This window comes from Streptomyces sp. TRD_SC_5, from assembly GCF_056836825.1.
In genome coordinates this window covers 3,530,822-3,549,402 of record NZ_JBWZZS010000001.1, presented here as the reverse complement: position 1 = coordinate 3,549,402, position 18,581 = coordinate 3,530,822, and the positions used below count along the sequence as shown (strand labels likewise).

The 18,581-nt window shown below is 70.7% G+C and carries 11 protein-coding genes; 5 read left to right on the top strand and 6 right to left on the bottom strand.

Annotated features, from left to right (window positions below):
* The first annotated feature begins 128 nt into the window (after positions 1-128).
* Both AC1P0E_RS16480 and AC1P0E_RS16475 read left to right on the top strand, forming a co-directional pair.
* On the top strand, positions 129-1,091 hold the full coding sequence (locus AC1P0E_RS16480; RefSeq protein ID WP_482742922.1) for a pirin family protein: 963 nt from the start codon (positions 129-131) through the stop codon (positions 1,089-1,091).
* A gap of 91 nt (positions 1,092-1,182) precedes the next feature.
* Positions 1,183-2,274, top strand: a complete 1,092-nt coding sequence (locus AC1P0E_RS16475) for an AI-2E family transporter (RefSeq protein WP_482742921.1) — start codon at positions 1,183-1,185, stop codon at positions 2,272-2,274.
* Positions 2,275-2,283: 9 nt separating this feature from the next.
* Here AC1P0E_RS16475 and AC1P0E_RS16470 read toward each other — a convergent pair whose 3' ends face one another.
* Together AC1P0E_RS16470 and AC1P0E_RS16465 are read right to left on the bottom strand one after the other, a co-directional pair.
* Positions 2,284-3,117 carry an MBL fold metallo-hydrolase gene (locus tag AC1P0E_RS16470; protein ID WP_482742920.1) on the bottom strand — a complete coding sequence of 278 codons (834 nt, stop codon included), beginning with the start codon at positions 3,115-3,117 and terminating at the stop codon, positions 2,284-2,286.
* A 553-nt stretch (positions 3,118-3,670) separates the two neighbouring features.
* Positions 3,671-5,779 carry a SpoIIE family protein phosphatase gene (locus AC1P0E_RS16465; RefSeq protein WP_482742919.1) on the bottom strand — a complete coding sequence of 703 codons (2,109 nt, stop codon included), beginning with the start codon at positions 5,777-5,779 and terminating at the stop codon, positions 3,671-3,673.
* 143 nt (positions 5,780-5,922) lie between these two features.
* On the opposite strand from AC1P0E_RS16465, the gene aspS reads away from it, so the two are divergent.
* Together aspS and AC1P0E_RS16455 are read left to right on the top strand one after the other, a co-directional pair.
* Positions 5,923-7,689 carry an aspartate--tRNA ligase gene (gene aspS, locus AC1P0E_RS16460; protein WP_482742918.1) on the top strand — a complete coding sequence of 589 codons (1,767 nt, stop codon included), beginning with the start codon at positions 5,923-5,925 and terminating at the stop codon, positions 7,687-7,689.
* A gap of 171 nt (positions 7,690-7,860) precedes the next feature.
* Positions 7,861-8,625, top strand: coding sequence for a hypothetical protein (locus AC1P0E_RS16455; RefSeq protein ID WP_482742917.1), 765 nt, complete (start codon positions 7,861-7,863; stop codon positions 8,623-8,625).
* A 939-nt stretch (positions 8,626-9,564) separates the two neighbouring features.
* Here AC1P0E_RS16455 and metG read toward each other — a convergent pair.
* Positions 9,565-11,184, bottom strand: coding sequence for a methionine--tRNA ligase (gene metG, locus AC1P0E_RS16450; RefSeq protein ID WP_482742916.1), 1,620 nt, complete (start codon positions 11,182-11,184; stop codon positions 9,565-9,567).
* 204 nt (positions 11,185-11,388) lie between these two features.
* Complete coding sequence (locus AC1P0E_RS16445) at positions 11,389-13,050, bottom strand: VWA domain-containing protein (protein ID WP_482742915.1); 1,662 nt, start codon at positions 13,048-13,050, stop codon at positions 11,389-11,391.
* Positions 13,051-13,766: 716 nt separating this feature from the next.
* On the opposite strand from AC1P0E_RS16445, the gene AC1P0E_RS16440 reads away from it, so the two are divergent.
* A complete protein-coding gene (locus AC1P0E_RS16440; RefSeq protein ID WP_482742914.1) occupies positions 13,767-15,824 on the top strand; it encodes a PhoX family protein in 2,058 nt (685 codons plus the stop codon).
* A 195-nt stretch (positions 15,825-16,019) separates the two neighbouring features.
* On the opposite strand, the gene AC1P0E_RS16435 is transcribed toward AC1P0E_RS16440, so the two are convergent.
* Both AC1P0E_RS16435 and AC1P0E_RS16430 read right to left on the bottom strand, forming a co-directional pair.
* Positions 16,020-17,036 carry a hypothetical protein gene (locus tag AC1P0E_RS16435; protein ID WP_482742913.1) on the bottom strand — a complete coding sequence of 339 codons (1,017 nt, stop codon included), beginning with the start codon at positions 17,034-17,036 and terminating at the stop codon, positions 16,020-16,022.
* Between the two features lie 68 nt (positions 17,037-17,104).
* Complete coding sequence (locus AC1P0E_RS16430) at positions 17,105-18,580, bottom strand: APC family permease (protein ID WP_482742912.1); 1,476 nt, start codon at positions 18,578-18,580, stop codon at positions 17,105-17,107.
* Between the last annotated feature and the right edge of the window lies 1 nt (position 18,581).

Genomic DNA, 18,581 nt, shown 5'->3' with positions numbered 1-18,581 from the left:
GGACCTGCGGCACGCGAGAAGCGGTGCTCGTAAAGGAGACGCCCGGGGGAATTCCTCCCGGGCGTTTGTCGTTGCCTGTGGCAGGAAGTTCTACGTTCAACTAAAGTAGACGTACAAGGAGGCCCGCCATGCCCGCAGTAACCATTGAGAACCCGCTGACCCTGCCGAAGGTTGCCGCCCCGAGCGACGCCGTAGCGCGTCCCGTGCTGGCTGTCACGACCGCTCCGAGCGGTTTCGAAGGTGAGGGCTTCCCGGTACGCCGTGCCTTCGCCGGCATCAACTACAAGTACCTCGACCCGTTCATCATGATGGATCAGATGGGCGAGGTGGAGTATCAGCCCGGGGAGCCGAAAGGCACCCCCTGGCACCCCCACCGCGGCTTCGAGACGGTCACGTACCTGATTGACGGAACGTTTGTTCATCAGGACAGCAACGGCGGTGGCGGGACCATCCGCAACGGCGACACCCAGTGGATGACCGCCGGCTCGGGGCTGCTCCACATCGAGGCGCCGCCGGAGTCGCTGGTCATGTCGGGCGGCCTGTTCCACGGCCTTCAGCTGTGGGTCAACCTGCCGGCCTCCGACAAGATGATGGCGCCCCGCTACCAGGACATCCGCGGCGGTCAGGTGCAGCTGCTGACGTCGGCCGACGGCGGCGCGCTGCTCCGCGTCATCGCGGGTGAGCTGGACGGCCACGACGGCCCCGGCATCACCCACACCCCGATCACGATGATCCACGCGACCCTGCGCCCGGGTGCGGAGATCACGCTGCCCTGGCGTGCGGACTTCAACGGCCTGGCGTACGTCCTGGCCGGGCGCGGCGCCGTCGGTACGGACCGCCGTCCCGTCCACAAGGGCCAGACCGCGGTCTTCGGCGACGGCGGCTCGCTGACCGTACGCGCGGACGAGCACCAGGACTCCAACACCCCGGACCTGGAGGTCGTCCTCCTCGGCGGGCAGCCGATCCGCGAGCCGATGGCGCACTACGGGCCGTTCGTGATGAACACGCAGGAAGAGCTGAAGCGTGCCTTCGACGACTTCCAGCGGGGCCGTCTCGGCACCATCCCGGCCGTGCACGGCATGGGCGAGTGAAACAACCGTCCCAACCGCCCGGTTGACGGTCAGTCACCCGGGCGGGCCCCTCCGGCGGGCCGGCCCGCGAAGTCCGTGATCGGCTGGGGCGGTGCAGACGACTCAGCCGCTCCTCCCCGAGTTCGCGCGCCGGGTAGCCGCCTGGTGTGTCGTCGCCCTGCTCGTCACCGGGGTCGCCGCGGTCGGGGTCTGGCTGTGCGTCACCTTCCAGACCGCCGTCACGCCCGTCCTGCTCGCCATCCTGGGGACCGCGCTGCTCGGGCCCCTGCACCGGCAGCTCGTCAAGACGGGGCTGAACCGGTCGCTCGCCGCCCTGCTCACCTGCGTCGCGGTGGTCGCCGTCGTGGGCGGCGCCTCGTACATCGTCGTCAGCGCGCTCGTCGAGAACGGCGACCAGATCCTCGACTCGCTCCGGCGGGCCGCCGAGGATCTGACCCGGCACCTCGGGGCGGCCGGCACATCCCTGGACGACGTGGCCAAGAACGCCAAGGAGCTGCTCGGGAAGTTCGGCGGGACCGCGGCGTCCGGGGTGATCACCGGGCTGAGCGTCGTCGGGGAGATGCTCGCGGTCGCCGTCCTGGCGCTGCTGCTGATCTTCTTCTTCCTCCGGGACTCGGACAAGGCCGCCGACACCCTCCGGTCGCTCGCGCCCGGCTCGACGGGCGAGACCGTCGAAGCGATGGGCCGCCGCGCGTTCGAGGCCGTCGAGGGCTTCATGCGCGGTACGACGTTCATCGCGCTGATCGACGCCATCCTCATCACCATCGGACTGCTGGTCCTGCGGGTGCCGGGCGCGGTCGGCCTCGGGGCGCTGGTCTTCGTCGGCGCGTACATCCCCTACCTGGGCGCGTTCATCTCCGGCGCGGTCGCGGTGCTCGTCGCGCTCGCCGACCGGGGATTCGTGATCGCGCTGTGGGCGTTCGGGGTCGTACTGGCCGTACAGGTGCTGGAGGGGCACATCCTGCAGCCCGTGATCCAGAGCCGGACCGTCCAGATGCACCCGGCCGTGGTGATGCTCGCGATCACCGCCGGGGCGTCCGTCGCCGGCATCCTCGGGATGCTGCTCGCCGTGCCGTTGACGGCGGCCGTCTTCGGGGTGATCGGGGAAATGCGTCGCGGGGAGTACGAGCGAACCGCGCCCGGTGGTGGCGGCGCGCCCGGTGGTGGCGGTCCGCGGCCCTAGCGGGCCGTCTCACATGGCCTGTGGCGGAACCGCGCCGTCGGGCGACGGCTCGAAGCTTGCGAGCATCTGTTCGAGCGCCTGCTGGTCGGGGCCGACGAAGGGGTCGGAGCCGGGGGCCTCGGCGAGCGTGTCCAGCATCCGCGGGGTGAGACCGGCGGCCGGTGGCAGGTGGGTGCACAGCACCGTCTCGGCGTCCATGGCGCGCAGTGGCTGGACGGTGGCGAGGTACTTGTCCGTGTCCACGGTGTGGACCCACGGACTGTCCACGGTGGCCCAGAGGAGTTGGGCGGCGCGCAGGTCGTCCGGCGCGAGGTCGGCGGCCGTACCGCCGACGGCGGCGTCCGCGCTGGGCATGGCCCCGCCGAAGCAGTCGGAGCTGAAGCAGGTCCGCGTCCGGTCGTCGTAGAAGCCGACGGTGGCGGGGTTGTCGAACAGCGGTGGCCGGAACGCGTGGAGCGTACGGCCGCCGCCCACGTCCAGCGACTGCCCCGGGTTGACCAGGCACACGCGGTCCAGCGGCAGGGGCCGCTCGGTCGACATGATTCCGGCGCCGATGAACGTCGTCACGACGCGTGCCTTCGGCGCGGCGACGAGCAGGTCGAACAGGCCGCCCGTGTGGTCGCGGTCGGGGTGGGTGAGCCAGATCCAGCGGACGTCGGCGGGGTCCATGACCGAGCCGAGCTGGTTGAGGAAGTTGCGGTCGGGGAGGCTGAGGCCCGTGTCGACGACGACCGGTTCGTCGGCGAGCAGGACGAAGGCGTTGACCGGGAGGAAGCCGATGCCCGGCACCTCCAGGCAGTCCGCCAGTACGGCTGTGTCGGTTCCGGACTTCTGAATGCTCATGGCGGATCTCCGTGGTCCCCCCGGGGCGGAACGGAGCCGGGCGGAGACGGGCGGCGGGACCGCGTCGCGACCGTCCGCCTCTTTGACCATTTTGCCCCTGCGGCGGCGGTACGGCGCGCCTGGGGGCCGGGGCCGCGTGGGTTGCGGGGGCTTCGGGGTTCGGGGTCGGTGCCGCGCCGGGGCGGCGGTTTCTGGACGCCGCTCTCGCGCCGGTCGGCCCGTGGGGGCCTCCCGGGCTTCGTGCGGCTGCGCCGGACTCCGTCCGCCGGGGGGCAGTGGCGTTGGGGTCGGTGCCGCGCCGGGGCGTCTCCTCGGGCGTCGAACGTTCGGGTACGTCGGTTTTCGTTGGGGTGGTTGCGTTCAACGCCCTGCGGGGAGCGCCCCTGCACGTCCCCTCCTGCCACTGTGCATGCGAGACCGTGGCCCTGCGGGCGCGCCCCGGCACGTCCCCTCCTGGCACCGCGACAGCTCTCAGCCCCTCCGGCGTTTGAGGACCGGGGGTACCCAGCGCCCTGCGGGCGATGCCGCGCAGCGGGCCCGCAACCCCGCCGGGCTAAAGGCTTCGGGACTCGCCGTCCTCGTAGAGCTCGAACCAGATCGACTTGCCCTCGCCCCTCGGGTCCACGCCCCACGTGTGCGCGAGCATCTCCATCAGGATCAGGCCGCGCCCGCTGGACGCCATCTCGCCCGGGCGCCGCTTGTGCGGCAGCTCGTCGCTGGAGTCCGTGACCTCGACCCTCAGCCGCCGTACACCCGGCTCGCCCGTCGCCTCGGCGATCAGCAGCGCGTCGCCGTCCGTGTGCACCAGGACGTTGGTGACCATCTCGGAGACCATCAGCACGGCCGCGTCGAGCTGCTCCTCGTCCGTCCAGTCGTGCAGCAGGTCCCGTAGCTGCTGCCGGGCGGTGGAGATACGTTCCGGCTCGGCCTGGGCCACGGTCAGCGCCGTACGCCGCACCGGGGCCGTCGTCACCGTGGAGCCGGGGCCGCAGCCGCAGCCGACGCCCTCGCGGCACAGGAGGAGTACCGCTATGTCGTCCTCGCGGCGGTCCACGAGCGGGCCCGTGGTGTGGTGCGAGGAGGGGCCGTGCACGCCCGATACGAGGGCGTCGGCGAGCTTTTCCAGGCTGTCGCCGGTGTGCTCCTCCATGATCTGGCGGAGCCTGGCCCAGCCGGTGTCCAGGTCGTGGCCGCCGGTCTCGATGAGACCGTCCGTACAGATCATGATCGTCTCGCCCGGTTCGAGGACGAGCCGAGTCGTCGGATAGTCCGTGTCCGGGACGATGCCCAGCGGCAGCCCGCCGGCTGTGGGCCTGACCAGTACCGTCCCGTCGCTGAGGCGCACGGCCGGTTCCGGGTGGCCCGCGCGGGCGATGTCGAGCAGGCCGGTGGCCGGGTCGGCCTCGATGTAGAGGCAGGTCGCGAAGCGGGGGCTGGAGTGGTCCTCGGGGGCGTAGGTGTCGGTGATGCCGTGCAGGAAGCGGGACGCGCGGGAGAGGACCGCGTCCGGGCGGTGGCCCTCGGAGGCGTACGCGCGCAGGGCGATGCGGAGCTGGCCCATGAGCCCGGCGGCCCGTACGTCGTGCCCTTGTACGTCGCCGATGACCAGGGCTATTCGTCCGCTGGGCAGCGGAATCATGTCGTACCAGTCGCCACCGACCTGGAGCCCGCCGCCGGTCGGCACGTACCGCGCGGCCACCGTCATGCCGGGGATCTCCGGCCCCAGCGTCGGCATCATCGACCGCTGGAGGCCGAGCGACAGCTCGCGTTCGTTCTCGGCGACCGAGGCCCGCTCCAGGGCCTGGGCGAGCATCCTGGCGACCGTGGTCAGTACGGACCGCTCGTCGGGGGTGAACGCCACGGGATGCGCGAAGCCCGCCATCCAGGCCCCCATGGTGCGCCCGGCCACCGTCAGCGGGACGAAGGCCCAGGAGCGGCGCTCGGGGTTGTGGGCGAGGGGGCGGCCGGCCGGGTAGCGGCGGCTGTACTCCTCGGGGGACGGCAGATAGATGGCCCGCCCTGTACGTACGACCTCGGAGGCCGGATGGTCCGTGGCCAGCAGCATGTCGGCGAACGGCAGGCCGTCTTCCGGTCCGTACCCGTGGTGTCCCATGACCGTGATCCGGCCGCCCGAGGAGCCGAAGACGGCGAGGCTGTCCGGCGAGAACCCCGGCATGGACAGGGAGGCGGCGACCCGCAGCACCTCGGTGGTGGACCGGGCTTCCGCGAGCGCGCGCCCCGCGTCCAGCAGGAACGCCTCGCGGGAGCGGCGCCAGTCGCCGGTGACGGGGGTGTGGGCGGCGTCGCCGGGCTGCGGCTCGGCGACTTCCTGGAGGGTGCCGACGAGCTGGTAGTCGTTGCCGTCGACGAACGGCTTGGAGCGGCTGCGTACGGTCCTGAGCAGCCGTCCTTCCGTATCCATGATCCGGAGCCGGGCCTCGGCCAGAGTGCCCTCGGCGACCGCGAGGTTCACGACCCCGCTGATCTCGTTCCAGTCGACGGGGTGGAAACGGGAGCGTACGGCGGCCTCCGGAAGTACCACGGGCTCGGCGGGCAGCCCGAGCAGCCGGGCGGCCTCCGCGTCAAGGGTGACGACCCCGGATGCGTTGTCCCAGCGCCACAGGCCGGTCGCGATGGCGGCCAGGATGTCCTCGGTACGCATTCGTTCATCTTTACAGGTCGCGGCAGCGGCGGCCGTCCGAGCCCGGCGGAGCGAGTCCCGTACGGCAAATAAAAGGGGATGCGCCGGGCGGTAACCTTGGGTGCTCCGACACACCCCGAATCCCGAAGGCTGGATGAACGACGATGCATCGGTACAGGTCCCACACCTGCGGCGAGCTCCGCGCCTCTGACGTCGACACCGACGTCCGGCTGAGCGGCTGGCTGCACAATCGTCGAGACCTGGGCGGCATCCTCTTCATCGATCTGCGCGATCACTACGGCATCACGCAGCTCGTCGCCCGCCCCGGCACCCCCGCGTACGAGGCCCTCGACAAGGTCGGCAAGGAGTCCGTCGTCCGCGTCGACGGCAAGGTCGTCTCGCGCGGCGCCGACAACATCAACCCGGAGCTGCCGTCCGGCGAGATCGAGGTCGAGGTCGGGGAGGTGGAGCTGCTGGGGGCGTCGCAGCAGCTGCCGTTCCAGATCAACACGGACGACGGGGTCGGCGAGGAGCGCCGCCTGGAGTACCGCTTCCTGGACCTGCGCCGCGAGCGCATGCACCGCAACATCATGCTGCGTACGGCCGTCATCTCGGCCATCCGTCACAAGATGACGGCGCTCGGCTTCAACGAGATGGCGACGCCGATCCTGACGGCGACGTCCCCCGAGGGCGCCCGCGACTTCGTAGTCCCGTCCCGCCTCAACCCCGGCAAGTTCTACGCGCTCCCCCAGGCCCCGCAGCAGTTCAAGCAGCTGCTGATGATCTCGGGCTTCGACCGCTACTTCCAGATCGCGCCGTGCTTCCGCGACGAGGACGCCCGCGCGGACCGCTCGCCGGGCGAGTTCTACCAGCTCGACGTGGAGATGTCCTTCGTCGAGCAGGAGGACGTCTTCCAGCCGATCGAGAAGCTGATGACCGAGCTCTTCGAGGAGTTCGGCAACGGCCGCCACGTCACGTCACCCTTCCCCCGCATCCCCTTCCGCGAGGCGATGCTGAAGTACGGCAACGACAAGCCCGACCTGCGCGCCAAGCTTGAGCTCGTCGACATCTCCGACGTCTTCGCCGGCTCGGAGTTCAAGGCCTTCGCCGGCAAGCACGTGCGCGCGCTGCCGGTGCCGGACACGGCGGGCCAGTCCCGCAAGTTCTTCGACGGCCTCGGCGACTACGCGGTCGAGCACGGCGCGAAGGGCCTGGCCTGGGTGCGCGTAGCCGAGGACGGTTCACTCACCGGCCCGATCGCCAAGTTCCTCACCGAGGAGAACGTCAAGGTCCTCACGGAGCGCCTGTCGCTGGCCCCCGGCCACGCGATCTTCTTCGGCGCGGGCGAGTTCGACGAGGTCTCCAAGATCATGTCGGCGGTCCGGGTCGAGGCGGCTCGCAGGGCGGGTCACTTCGAGGAGGGCGTGTTCCGCTTCTGCTGGATCGTCGACTTCCCGATGTACGAGAAGGACGAGGAGACCGGCAAGATCGACTTCTCGCACAACCCCTTCTCGATGCCGCAGGGCGGCCTGGAGGCCCTGGAGACGCAGGACCCGCTGGACGTCCTGGGCTGGCAGTACGACATCGTCTGCAACGGCGTCGAGCTGTCCTCGGGCGCGATCCGGAACCATGAGCCGGAGCTGATGTTCAAGGCGTTCGAGATCGCGGGCTACTCCAAGGAGACCGTGGAGCGCGAGTTCGCGGGCATGCTGCGCGCCTTCGAGTTCGGCGCCCCGCCGCACGGTGGCATCGCCCCGGGCATCGACCGCATCGTGATGCTGCTGGCCGACGAGCCGAACATCCGCGAGACGATCGCCTTCCCGCTCAACGGCAACGCGCAGGACCTGATGATGGGCGCGCCGACGACGCTGGAAGAGGCGCGGCTGCGGGAGCTCAACATCCAGCTGCGGAAGCCGGCTGCCGAGAAGTAATGCGGTGGGAGAAGGGGCCCGGAACCGATCGGCAGATCGGTTCCGGGCCCCTTCTTCGATGCTTCTCTCGTGCCGCCAACCACGGCCAATTAACTTAGGAACGGTACTGGGCTCCCTTACGTTCGGCAGTAAGAAGACGAAGGGGACAAAATGAAGTGCCGGAACCGAACGATGGCTCCGCTGACCGCGCTGCTGACGGCCGCCGCACTGCTGGCGACGGGCTGCGGCACCACCACCCACCACGCCTCGCGCGTTGCCGAGCCCGGCGCCCCCGCGCACGAGGCATCCGGCGGCAAGGCCGGCAAGGCGGCACCGGAACCCGGAAGGCTGCCCCGCCCGCTCCACGTCGACCTGCCGGGCCTGGGCCCCAAGACCCGCGGCATGGTCCCTGAGGACACCCGTCAGGCGCTGGTCGTCACCGGCGAGGGACGTGACAAGAACCGCGGTACGGCGGTCCTCTACGAGCGCGAACACCCCGGCTCCGCCTGGCGGGCGGGCACTTCCTGGCCCACCCACAACGCGGTGCGCGGCTGGACGGACAAGCACGTCCAGGGGGACCTGCGCTCCCCGATCGGCGTCTTCACCCTCACCGACGCGGGCGGCCTGCTCCCCGACCCCGGTACGAAGCTGACGTACGACACGGGCTCCGCCTTCACCGCCCGCGGAACGGGCTCGGAGGGGGAGCCCCTGGAGGGCTCCTTCGACTATGTCATCGCCATCAACTACAACCGCAAGCCCGGCACCACACCCTTGGACTGGACGCGCCCGCTGGGCGCGGGCAGAGGAGGCGGGATCTGGCTGCACGTGGACCACGAGGGGCCGACGCAGGGCTGCGTCTCCTTCGACAAGAACGTGATGAAGCACTTGCTTCGGACGATCGACCCGGCGAAGAAGCCGGTGGTGGTGATGGGCGACGCGTCGTCGCTGCGGAGGTGAGGCGACCCGAGCGGCACGACTGGGTACAGCCGCCGCGCTCGGCCTGACCGACGTCCCTGCCGCCGTGGGTCGAAACGCTCCCGCGATGGCCGGAAGCGCAACGGCTGTGACGAGTGAGGCGTGAGGGGCGTTGAGATTCCCCACGTGTCGAGTTCGTCGCAATCGGAGACCGCAGCTCACCAACAACGAACGTCCGTACACGATCCCGTAAGCGACCTGAGCCGTTGTCCGGGCCGAGCGGAACTTCCAGCCGACAACGGCCCCACCGGCCGGGACATCCGCCCCGGCCTCGACCGTCGACAGGACTACTCGCTCATGGGTGCCCTTCCACCCACCAAGCCCAGCCACGTGCTTGCACCTCAGCCGACCACCAGCCGGGGTGGACGCCGAACCCGCCCGAGTCGCCCCATTCAACTGTCGCGCCCCGCCCGCGCAGACATCAGTCCGCAGGTCGGCCCGGGCGGTCGGCCGTCCACCGGCGTGGGTGTTCGTGTGCGTCTGGTTTGGGGATGGTGCACCAACGGCCGTCGCCGCACACGCTGAGACTGGGGCCGAGCCGCCCCCAAGACCGTCTGCGCCCCACCCACCGACCCGCAAGCCACCGAACCCACCCCAGCCCCTTCCCGAAGTCCCCGTGCAGGGCGTTTTTTCTTGGGCCGTCCCCTGTTGAGCGTTAGCGGTGGGACGGGGTGGCGGGTCAAGGGTGGAGCGAAGCGAAATCGCCGCAGGCGACGCGACCGTAGGGAGCGCCCTTGACGCGGCGCCCCGGCCCACCGACACTCGAGCGCTCGGGACGGCCCGAAACCCCCAGACGCAACCAGGGCCGGGGCTGTTGTCCAGTCCCGGCCCCTAGTGCCTACGCCTTGCGCCCGTGCCGACGTCTTGCGTCGACGTCCTGCGCCGACGCTTTGCGGCTACGCCCGCGTCGACGTCCTGCGCCTACGCCTTCTTCGGGTCCTCCAGGCGGGGGAACAGCACCGCGCCCTTCGTCACCGTCGCGCCCGCCGGGAGCCGGCCCCACCTGGCCGCATCCTGGAGCGGCTGGTCGGCCAGGGCGCCCAAGGGCGCCTCCGCGCCCAGGGAATCCCACAGCTTCTGCGAGGTCTCCGGCATGACCGGGTTCAGCAGTACGGCCATCGCGCGCAGTGACTCCGCCGCCGTATAGAGGATCGTTGCGAGGCGTGCCTGGCCTTCCGGCGACTCGTCCTTCGCGACCTTCCACGGCTCCTGCTCCGTGATGTAGCCGTTGACCTGCTTCACGAAGTCGAAGATCGCCAGGATGCCGCCCTGGAAGTCGACCTCCTCGCCGATCTTCCGGTCGGCCTCCGCGACCGCCTTCGCCAGGCCGTCGTGCACCGCCGTCTCCGCGTCACCGGCCGCCGTCGCCTCCGGCAGCGTGCCGCCGAAGTACTTGCCGACCATCGCGGCCACCCTCGACGCGAGGTTGCCGAAGTCGTTCGCGAGCTCGCTCGTGTAGCGGGCGCTGAAGTCCTCCCACGAGAACGACCCGTCCTGCCCGAAGGCGATCGCCCGCAGGAAGTACCAGCGGTAGGCGTCCACGCCGAAGTGGGAGGTCAGGTCCTGCGGCTTGATGCCGGTCAGGTTCGACTTCGACATCTTCTCGCCGCCGACCATCAGCCAGCCGTTCGCCGCCACCCGGCCCGGGACCGGAAGGCCCTGCGCCATCAGCATCGCGGGCCAGATGATCGCGTGGAAGCGCAGGATGTCCTTGCCGACCAGGTGGACGTTGGCCGGGAACGTCATGTCGAACTTCGCCTGGTCCGCGCCGTAGCCGACCGCGGTGGCGTAGTTGAGGAGCGCGTCGACCCACACATAGATGACGTGCTTCTCGTCCCACGGGACCGGGATGCCCCAGTCGAACGTCGAGCGCGAGATCGAGAGGTCCTGGAGGCCCTGCCTCACGAAGTTCAGGACCTCGTTACGGGCCGACTCCGGCTGGATGAAGCCGGGGTTCGCCTCGTAGAACTCCAGCAGCTTCGGTCCGTACTCGCTCAGCTTGAAGAAGTAGTTCTCCTCCTTCAGGATCTCCACCGGCTTCTTGTGGACCGGACACAGCTTCGTGCCGTCCTCCGCCTCGATGAGATCACCGGGAAGCTTGTACTCCTCGCAGCCCACGCAGTACGGGCCTTCGTACCCGCCCTTGTAGATCTCGCCCTTGTCGTACAGGTCCTGCACGAACTCCTGCACACGGTCCGTGTGCCGCTTCTCCGTCGTACGGATGAAGTCGTCGTTCGCGATGTTCAGGTGCTCCCAGAGGGGCTTCCATGCCTCCTCGACGAGCTTGTCGCACCACTCCTGGGGCGAGACCCCGTTCGCCTCGGCAGTGCGCATGATCTTCTGACCGTGCTCGTCCGTGCCGGTGAGGTACCACACCTTCTCGCCGCGCTGACGGTGCCAGCGCGTGAGCACGTCCCCTGCAACGGTCGTGTAGGCGTGGCCCAGGTGAGGAGCGTCGTTGACGTAGTAAATGGGGGTCGATACGTAGAAGGCCTTTACGCCTTCGCTCGTCCCCTGCTTCTCGGATCCAGTGGCCGCCATGGGCGAAATCCTAACGGCCCTCAGGTGATCCACTCACATGCACAAAGGCGGGCCGGACCGGCGGAGAGCTTTGCGAAGCAGGCGCTTTCGTCGCAAGCGCGTGATTCCGCAGCAAATGCGCATGCAGAGGCCCCCGCAACGCGACGGTGACGGCGGTGCCCCGCCCTGCGGGGGCCTCGCCGTCACCGTTTCGCTGCCGGTTGCCTAGCTCTTCGAGCCCTTGATGCCGACTACGAGCTGTGCGTACAGCTCGGAGTCCGCGACCTCGCGCGGGGCGGGGCCGGCGTGGAAGAACGCGGCGTTCGGGACGTCGAGCTTCCGGAGGAAGTCGAAGCCCTTGGCGTCGTGCTCGCCGAACGCGACGAACTGCCAGAACAGCGGCTTGTCGGCGGCGTCGACCAGGGCCTGCTTGGCCGGTCCCTTGGCGTCGGGGGGACCGTCCGTCTGGAAGACGACCAGGGCGGGGCGGTCGCTGCCGGACTTCTCGTGATGCGCGACGACCTCTTCGACGGCGCGGTGGTAGCTCGTACGCCCCATGTGCCCGATGGCGGCGTGCGCCTTGTCCACGAGCCCGTCGTAGGCGTCGAGGCCGACGTCGAGGGTGCCGTCGATGTCGGTCGAGAAGAAGACGACGTGTACGGCGGCCTTCTCGTCGAGGTGAGCGGCGAGGGCGAGCGTCTGGTCGGCGAGGTGCTGGGCGCTGCCGTCCTTGTAGAAGGACCGCATGGATCCCGACCGGTCGAGGACCAGGTAGACGTCCGCCCGCGCCCCGTCCAGCTGCTTGGCGCCGAGTGCGAGGCCGGCGGCCTCGTAGTGCGCTACGAGCGCGGGCGCGTGCGTCTCGATGTGCGAGAGGGGGAGCGCGGCCCCGGCGGCACCACCTGCGGCTACCGGCTCGGGGCGCGACTGGCGCTGGGCGTCTGCCGCTGCCGGTTCGGGCTGTGCGTTCGCCTCGGCTTCGGCGGCGACCTTGGTGGTGGGCTTGGCCTTCGGCTTTGCGGCCGGTTCAGCCTTGGCCGACGGGGCGGCCTCGGCGGCCGGGGTGGCCTCGGCAGCGACCTCGGTGGTCGGCTCGGTGACCGGCTCGGTGACCGGCTCCGGTGCGGCGACGGCCGCAGGAGTGAGTTCGGGCTCCGGCCCAGTGACCGGGGCAGCCTCCGCCGACGGTTCGGCGCCGGCGGCCGGGGTGGTCTCGGCGGCTGTCGGCTCCGGGTCGGTGGCCAGGGTGGCCGGAGTGTCCGGAGTGTCCGGAGTGATCGGGGTGGCTTCGGCGACGGGCTCGGTCTCAGCGGCCGGAGTGGCGTCGGTGGTGGGTTCCGCAGCGGCCGGTTCGACAGTGGCGGTGGGTTCCGCAGCGGCCGGCTCGGGGGTTGTCTCTTCGCTCGGTGCCGCCTTCGTGGCGGATTCCGCCGTGGGCTGGGACGGGACCGGGGCCGAGGGCTTCGGGGTGGCCGGGGTGGACTGGGCCGGAACGTTCGCTCCCGGCGGGGGGGTCTTCGTACGCGACGAGGAAGCGGACGGGGACGAGGACGAGGACGGCTTGTCGAACGCCGCCGCCACCAGGTCCGATGCGATACCCGGCGTCGACTTCCTGGCCGGCTTCTCCGTCGCCGCCGTGTCGTCCTCGTTGGCCGGGGCCTGGGCCGGGGCCGGTACAGACGCCACCGACTCCCTGGTCTCGGCGGACGCGGACGCGGACGAGGGCGAGGACGCGGATTCCGGTTCCGGCGCGGTGGCCGGCTCCGGCTTACGTTCGGCCTGGGACGGAACAGAAGCTGCCGCCGAGGTCTCCCGTGCCGGCGGCTGCTCGTTGCTCTCCGCTCGATCGCGTCCGAACACCTTGTGCAGCAAGCTCCGAATGCCCATGGGCGAGGCCTTTCGCATGAGTTGGGTGCGATGCACGCCCGCACCCGGCGGATGATCCCTGGCCAGGGCGGACACGTAAGGTTAGCGGCCCTTCCAGCCGATCTTCGGGAGGGTCAGCCGTGCCGTTCCACTTCCAGGCGCGCGCGGCTCGCGCCGGCGAACGCCGATGCCGAACGCGCCCCCTCCGGGCGCCCCGGCGCGAAGAGATCCGGCCCCGTCGGCCCGTACCACCAACCTCCCCCAACCTCCCATGCGCCGCGCTCACTTCCCAGACGCCACGCGCCTCGGTCGAGTCCCACCACGTGGCGGGATCCCTTCCGCACCGCACCGACAGCCCGCACCGACAGCCCGCACCACCCCGCCGCCGCGTGCCAGAAAGAAGGTGTGGAGTGAGTCGAGCCGCACGCCGCTCCCCGCCCGCCCCCCCGCACGTCCGCGGCGAGGTCGTCCGTGGAGCCGTCCGTGGAGCCGTCCGTGGAGCCATCGGCGCTGACCTGCGCTCGGTCCGTCCGCGACGGGGCGTGGGCGAGGCCGAGCCCACCCGTCAAGTCAACTTCCGCCCGGCCGTCACGCATTCACCTCGCGTTCACCCGACGGCCGCCGGAACGCGCACGTACGCCCCTAACGTCACGGCCGAAGACATTCCGACACCATGTCGGCGCAGGGCGCGCCGAACCACAGCCCGTACAGCCCGTACAGCCCATTTGGAGGGGTCCGTGCGCAATCTGCTGCCGCTGCTCAACTCGCCGCACTCGGGTGGGCGCTCTGCGCTGACCTGTCGCTACCGCTGCGGAGACGCCTGCTTCCAGGACGTCCCGAACACCAGCGACAACGAGTACGCCGGTGACGTCATAGCCGGCGCTCTGTCGAGACGATCGATGATGCGCGCCGCCGCCGTGGTGACCGTAGCCACCGCCGCCGGGACCTCGGTCCTCGCCGGCTCCGGCGCCCCGCAGGCCGTCGCCGCCGACAGCACGCGTAAGCCCCAGGGCGGCAAGGCGACGGACGGCGCCCGCGGACTCCGCTTCGCGGCCGTCGCGCCCAACACCACCGACGCCGTCACCGTCCCCGACGGCTACGCCCAGAATGTCGTCATCCGCTGGGGCGAGCCCATCCTCCGCGGCGCTCCCGCCTTCGACCCGGACGAGCAGTCCGCCAAGGCGCAGGCCGGCCAGTTCGGCTACAACAACGACTTCCTCTCCCTGCTCCCGCTGCCCGGCGAGCACGGCCGCCAGGTGCTCGTGGCCAACCACGAGTACACGGACGAGATCCTGATGTTCAAGGGGTACGACCCGGCCAAGCCCACCCGCGAGCAGGTCGAGACCGCCTGGGCCGCGCACGGCCTGTCCGTCGTCGTCGTCCAGGAGGAGCGCAAGTCCGGCAAGCTCACGCCGGTCACCCGCCACCACCTGAACCGCCGCCTCCACACGACCTCCGTCTTCAAGCTCACCGGCCCCGCCGCCGGCAGCGACCTCCTGAAGACGTCCGCCGACCCGACCGGCACGAAGGTCCTCGGTACGCTCAACAACTGCGCCGGCGGCACCACCCCCTGGGGCACGACGCTCCACGGCGAGGAGAACTTCAACCAGTACTTCGCCAACGGCTCCAGCGCCACCGACAAGCGGTACGGCATCACCACCGGCGCCACCGAGCGCAAGTGGGAGCTCTTCGACAAGCGCTTCGACGCGAAGCAGGAGCCGAACGAGTCCCACCGCCAGGGCTGGGTCGTCGAGCTCGACCCGTACGACCCCGACTCGACGCCCCGCAAGCACACCGCGCTCGGCCGCTTCAAGCACGAGGCCGCGCAGCCCCGCCTGACCCGCGACGGCCGGCCGGTCGTCTACATGGGCGACGACGAGCGTTTCGACTACTTCTACAAGTTCGTCTCGTCGAAGCGGATGAAGAAGGGCACCTCGCGGGCCGCCCGCGAGCACAACCTCACCCTCCTCGACGAGGGCACGCTGTACGTCGCCAAGCTGACCGGTGACAGCCCCGCCGCCGAGATCGACGGCTCGGGCAAGCTGCCCAACGACGGCGAGTTCGACGGCAGCGGCGTCTGGATCCCGCTCGCCACCGGCACCACTTCGCACGTACCCGGCATGACCGCCGAGGAGGTGTACGTCTTCACGCGCCTCGCCGGTGACAAGGTGGGGGCCACGAAGATGGACCGGCCCGAGGACGTCGAGCCGAGCCCGCGCACCGGGCGCGTGTACGTCGCGCTCACGAACAACACCGACCGCGGCAAGACCGGCAAGGCGGGCGCCGACGAGGCGAACCCGCGCAACCTCAACAAGCACGGCCAGGTGCTGGAGCTGGCCGAGCACTGGGACGACCCGGCGTCGGACGGCTTCGCCTGGCGGCTCTTCCTGGTCGCCGGCGACCCGGACGACCCGGCGACGTACTTCGCGGGCTTCCCGAAGGACAAGGTCAGCCCCATCTCGTGCCCGGACAACGTGGCCTTCGACCCGCACGGCAACCTGTGGCTCTCCACGGACGGCAACCAGCTCGGCTCCCACGACGGCCTGTTCGGCGTGGCGACGCGGGGGGAGCGGCGCGGGGAGCTGAAGCAGTTCCTCACCGTCCCGAAGGGCGCGGAGACGTGCGGCCCGATCATTCAGGACCGCCGCGTGCTCGTCGCGGTGCAGCACCCGGGTGAGATCGACGGCGCGAGCGTCGAGAAGCCGGCGTCGGTGTGGCCGGACGGCCCCGGCAAGCTTGTCCGGCCGTCGGTGGTTGCGGTCTACCGCAAGGACGGGCGCGCCATCGGCGTGTAGTCCGGAGGGGGCGGGGGCAGGGGCGGGTGCCGCTGCGCCGGGCCTGTTCCCCTTCCCGCCCGTCAAACGCCGGAGGGGCTGAAGCGGCCGGGGTGGGCTTCTGGGGCATGGCCCGGTTCGGAAAGGGGCGGGCAGGGGGAACGAGCCCCGCGCAGCCAGCGGCACGCCCGCACGCCCGCACGCCCGCGCCCTGCCTCAGCCCTGCCCCCGCCACCTCACGTACTGCTCCCGCGCATCCCCCGTGTACGACCACGGCACCAGCGCCGCCCGCCCGCCCAGCAGGGCGAAAGCCTCTCGCGCTACTTCCGGCAGACCGGCGTAACAGGCCGCATGGGCCAAATAGTTCAGCTCGCCGACCTCCTCCGGCGCCACCGGACCCGCCGCCCGCCCGCCCAGCCACCGCTCCCTCGTCCGGCGTACCTCCGTCACCGCCAGTTCGTGGTGCCAGTGCTGGTCGAAGCCGCGCACCGGCCGGCCCTGCGCGGCCGCCGCGACGTACCGGTACTCCTCCACCCGCGCGATCTGCACCAGCACCGGCAGCGGCGACCCCTCGGGCGCCGCGCCCGCCGCGTCGCGGGCGAAGTCGTACATCCGGCCGTGCGTGCCGTGCCAGCGCGCCGAGTGGTAGCGCAGCAGCTGCACATGGCCCTCGATGTTGTACGGGTCGCGGCGCCGCAGCTCCTCCCACCATTCGCGCAGCTCCGCCCGGCCGACCCCGTCGTCGTACAGCCGCGCCACGGTCAGCAGCGACACCCACGGCATCGGGTCGGCGGGCCGCGCGTCGGCGGCGCTCAGGCAGGTCATGACGGCTATGTCGATGCGGGTGCGGTCGACCTCGGTGCCGCGTCCCGCCTCGATGGCCTGGTTGAAGACTCGTACCACCTCGGTCGCGGCCCGCAGCACCGCTGCGTCCGCGCTGTGCGGTTCGGCCGCCCGCCACGCCTCCACCACCGAGCTGGCCGCGGCCGCGTGCGAGAGCAGGCGCAGCCGGTGGGTGCGCAGGGGCCAGTTGTCGCCGGTCGCGCGCAGCAGATCGCGTACGCCCTGCCAACGGCCGATGACGATGTCCTGCCGGGCGGCGGTCAGCGGCCGGTCGCCGAAGTCCGGGTCGAAGTCGGGTGCGGAACCAGAACGAGAACCAGAACCCGAACCGGGACCGGCACCCGACCCGGATCCGGATTCGGAAGAGAAGCGGCGGCGGAGTCCTGCCATCGGGACACCTCCTGCTCAGAAGTCGCTAGCGGTGGTCGGAAGACGAGACGGTCGGAAGACGAGACGGGTCAGAAGTCGGTGGGCAGACCCGCTTCGGCATAATCTCTGCGCTCCGAACCGGAGTTGACGTGCGCTGCCTCGATCTCGATGGCGTGGGTGGCGTCGAGCTGCGAGGGGCTGTAGTACGCGCTGCCCTGCCGCCAGTACCAGAGCATCGGGACCACGCCGACGGCCAGGCCGCCGAGACCGATCGCGATGGCCGCCGCGCTCAGCTCGGTGAGCGAGGCCGCGAAGACGCAGAACATGAACAGCGAGCCGACCAGCGGCCAGGCCCCGCCGAGGAGGAAGTCCTTCGGTGAGGCGAGCAGCGTCTTGCGGTAGGCGACGACGGCGGCGAGGCCCGCGAGCCCGTAATACAGCGTGGTCTGGAGGCCGATCGCGGCGAGCGCGTCGGACATGATCTCCTCGGTCGAGCCGAGGGCGTTCGAGGCGACGAAGAGGACGAGCGCGACCGTACCGACGACGGCGACCGCGACCCACGGGGTGTTCCAGCGGCGGTGTACGAGGCCGAGCGCGGCCGGCATCGTACGGTCGCGGCCCATCGCGAAGAGCGAGCGCGTGACCTGGATCAGGGTGGTTTCGAGGGTGGCGATGGTGGAGAGCACCACGGCCAGGACCATCAGCTTGCCGCCGACGCCCGGCCAGATCGCGTCGCCGAGGACGGCGAGCACGTTGGTGTCATGGGCCGAGATCTGCTCCGTCGTGAGAATGATGTTGACGGCGATCGTGAAGACGACGAAAAGAAGAAAGACGACACCCACGCCGATCAGCGAGGCGAGGCCCGCGGTGCGGCGGCTGTTGCGGGTCTCCTCGCTGAGGTTGCTGGTGACGTCCCAGCCCCAGTAGTAGAAGGCGGCGATCAGGGTTCCGGCGGCGAAGCCGGTGAAGCCGTCGAAGTGGCTGAAACCGAGCCAGGACCAGTCGAAGGCGGCAGCCGAACCCCGGTGGAAGAGGGCGGCGACGGCGAACACGACGAGGATCACGAGCTCGACGCCCGAAACGAGCAGCTGGGCGCGGGCGGAGAGGCGGGCGCCGCCGAGCACGACGGCGAGCATCAGCAGGAACCAGCCGGCGCCGGCGGCGGTGGCGAGTGCGGTGTTGGACGCCAGGTCCGGGTCGAAGAGGGCAAGGGTCATCTGACCTGCGGGAAGCGACCCGGCGACCATGAAGATCGTGGCGGCGACGACGAGCGCCCAGCCACTGATGAACCCGAGGAACGGGTGCAGGGTGCGGCCCACCCACGAGTAGGCGGCGCCGGCGTTCACGTCGATGCGGCCGAGGCGGCCGAAGGCCAGGACGATGCCGAGCATGGGTATCGCGCAGTAGAGCAGCGCGGCCGGGCTGGCGAGGCCGACGGCGCCGACGAGCACGGCGGTGGTGGCGGCGAGGGAGTAGGCGGGGGCACTGCCCGCGACGGCCATCACGGTCGTTTCGAAGGTGCCGAGGGCGTTGGGCTGGAGTCCTCTGCCGGGGTTGTGGCTCATG

What these genes read in the sequence shown, in the direction of transcription:
- AC1P0E_RS16480 (WP_482742922.1), top strand. Translation starts at nt 129, where the DNA reads ATGCCCGCAGTAACCATTGAGAACCCGCTGACCCTGCCGAAGGTTGCC.
- AC1P0E_RS16470 (WP_482742920.1), bottom strand. Translation starts at nt 3,117, where the DNA reads ATGAGCATTCAGAAGTCCGGAACCGACACAGCCGTACTGGCGGACTGC.
- AC1P0E_RS16465 (WP_482742919.1), bottom strand. Translation starts at nt 5,779, where the DNA reads ATGCGTACCGAGGACATCCTGGCCGCCATCGCGACCGGCCTGTGGCGC.
- aspS (WP_482742918.1), top strand. Translation starts at nt 5,923, where the DNA reads ATGCATCGGTACAGGTCCCACACCTGCGGCGAGCTCCGCGCCTCTGAC.
- AC1P0E_RS16455 (WP_482742917.1), top strand. Translation starts at nt 7,861, where the DNA reads ATGGCTCCGCTGACCGCGCTGCTGACGGCCGCCGCACTGCTGGCGACG.
- metG (WP_482742916.1), bottom strand. Translation starts at nt 11,184, where the DNA reads ATGGCGGCCACTGGATCCGAGAAGCAGGGGACGAGCGAAGGCGTAAAG.
- AC1P0E_RS16445 (WP_482742915.1), bottom strand. Translation starts at nt 13,050, where the DNA reads ATGGGCATTCGGAGCTTGCTGCACAAGGTGTTCGGACGCGATCGAGCG.
- AC1P0E_RS16435 (WP_482742913.1), bottom strand. Translation starts at nt 17,036, where the DNA reads ATGGCAGGACTCCGCCGCCGCTTCTCTTCCGAATCCGGATCCGGGTCG.
- AC1P0E_RS16430 (WP_482742912.1), bottom strand. Translation starts at nt 18,580, where the DNA reads ATGAGCCACAACCCCGGCAGAGGACTCCAGCCCAACGCCCTCGGCACC.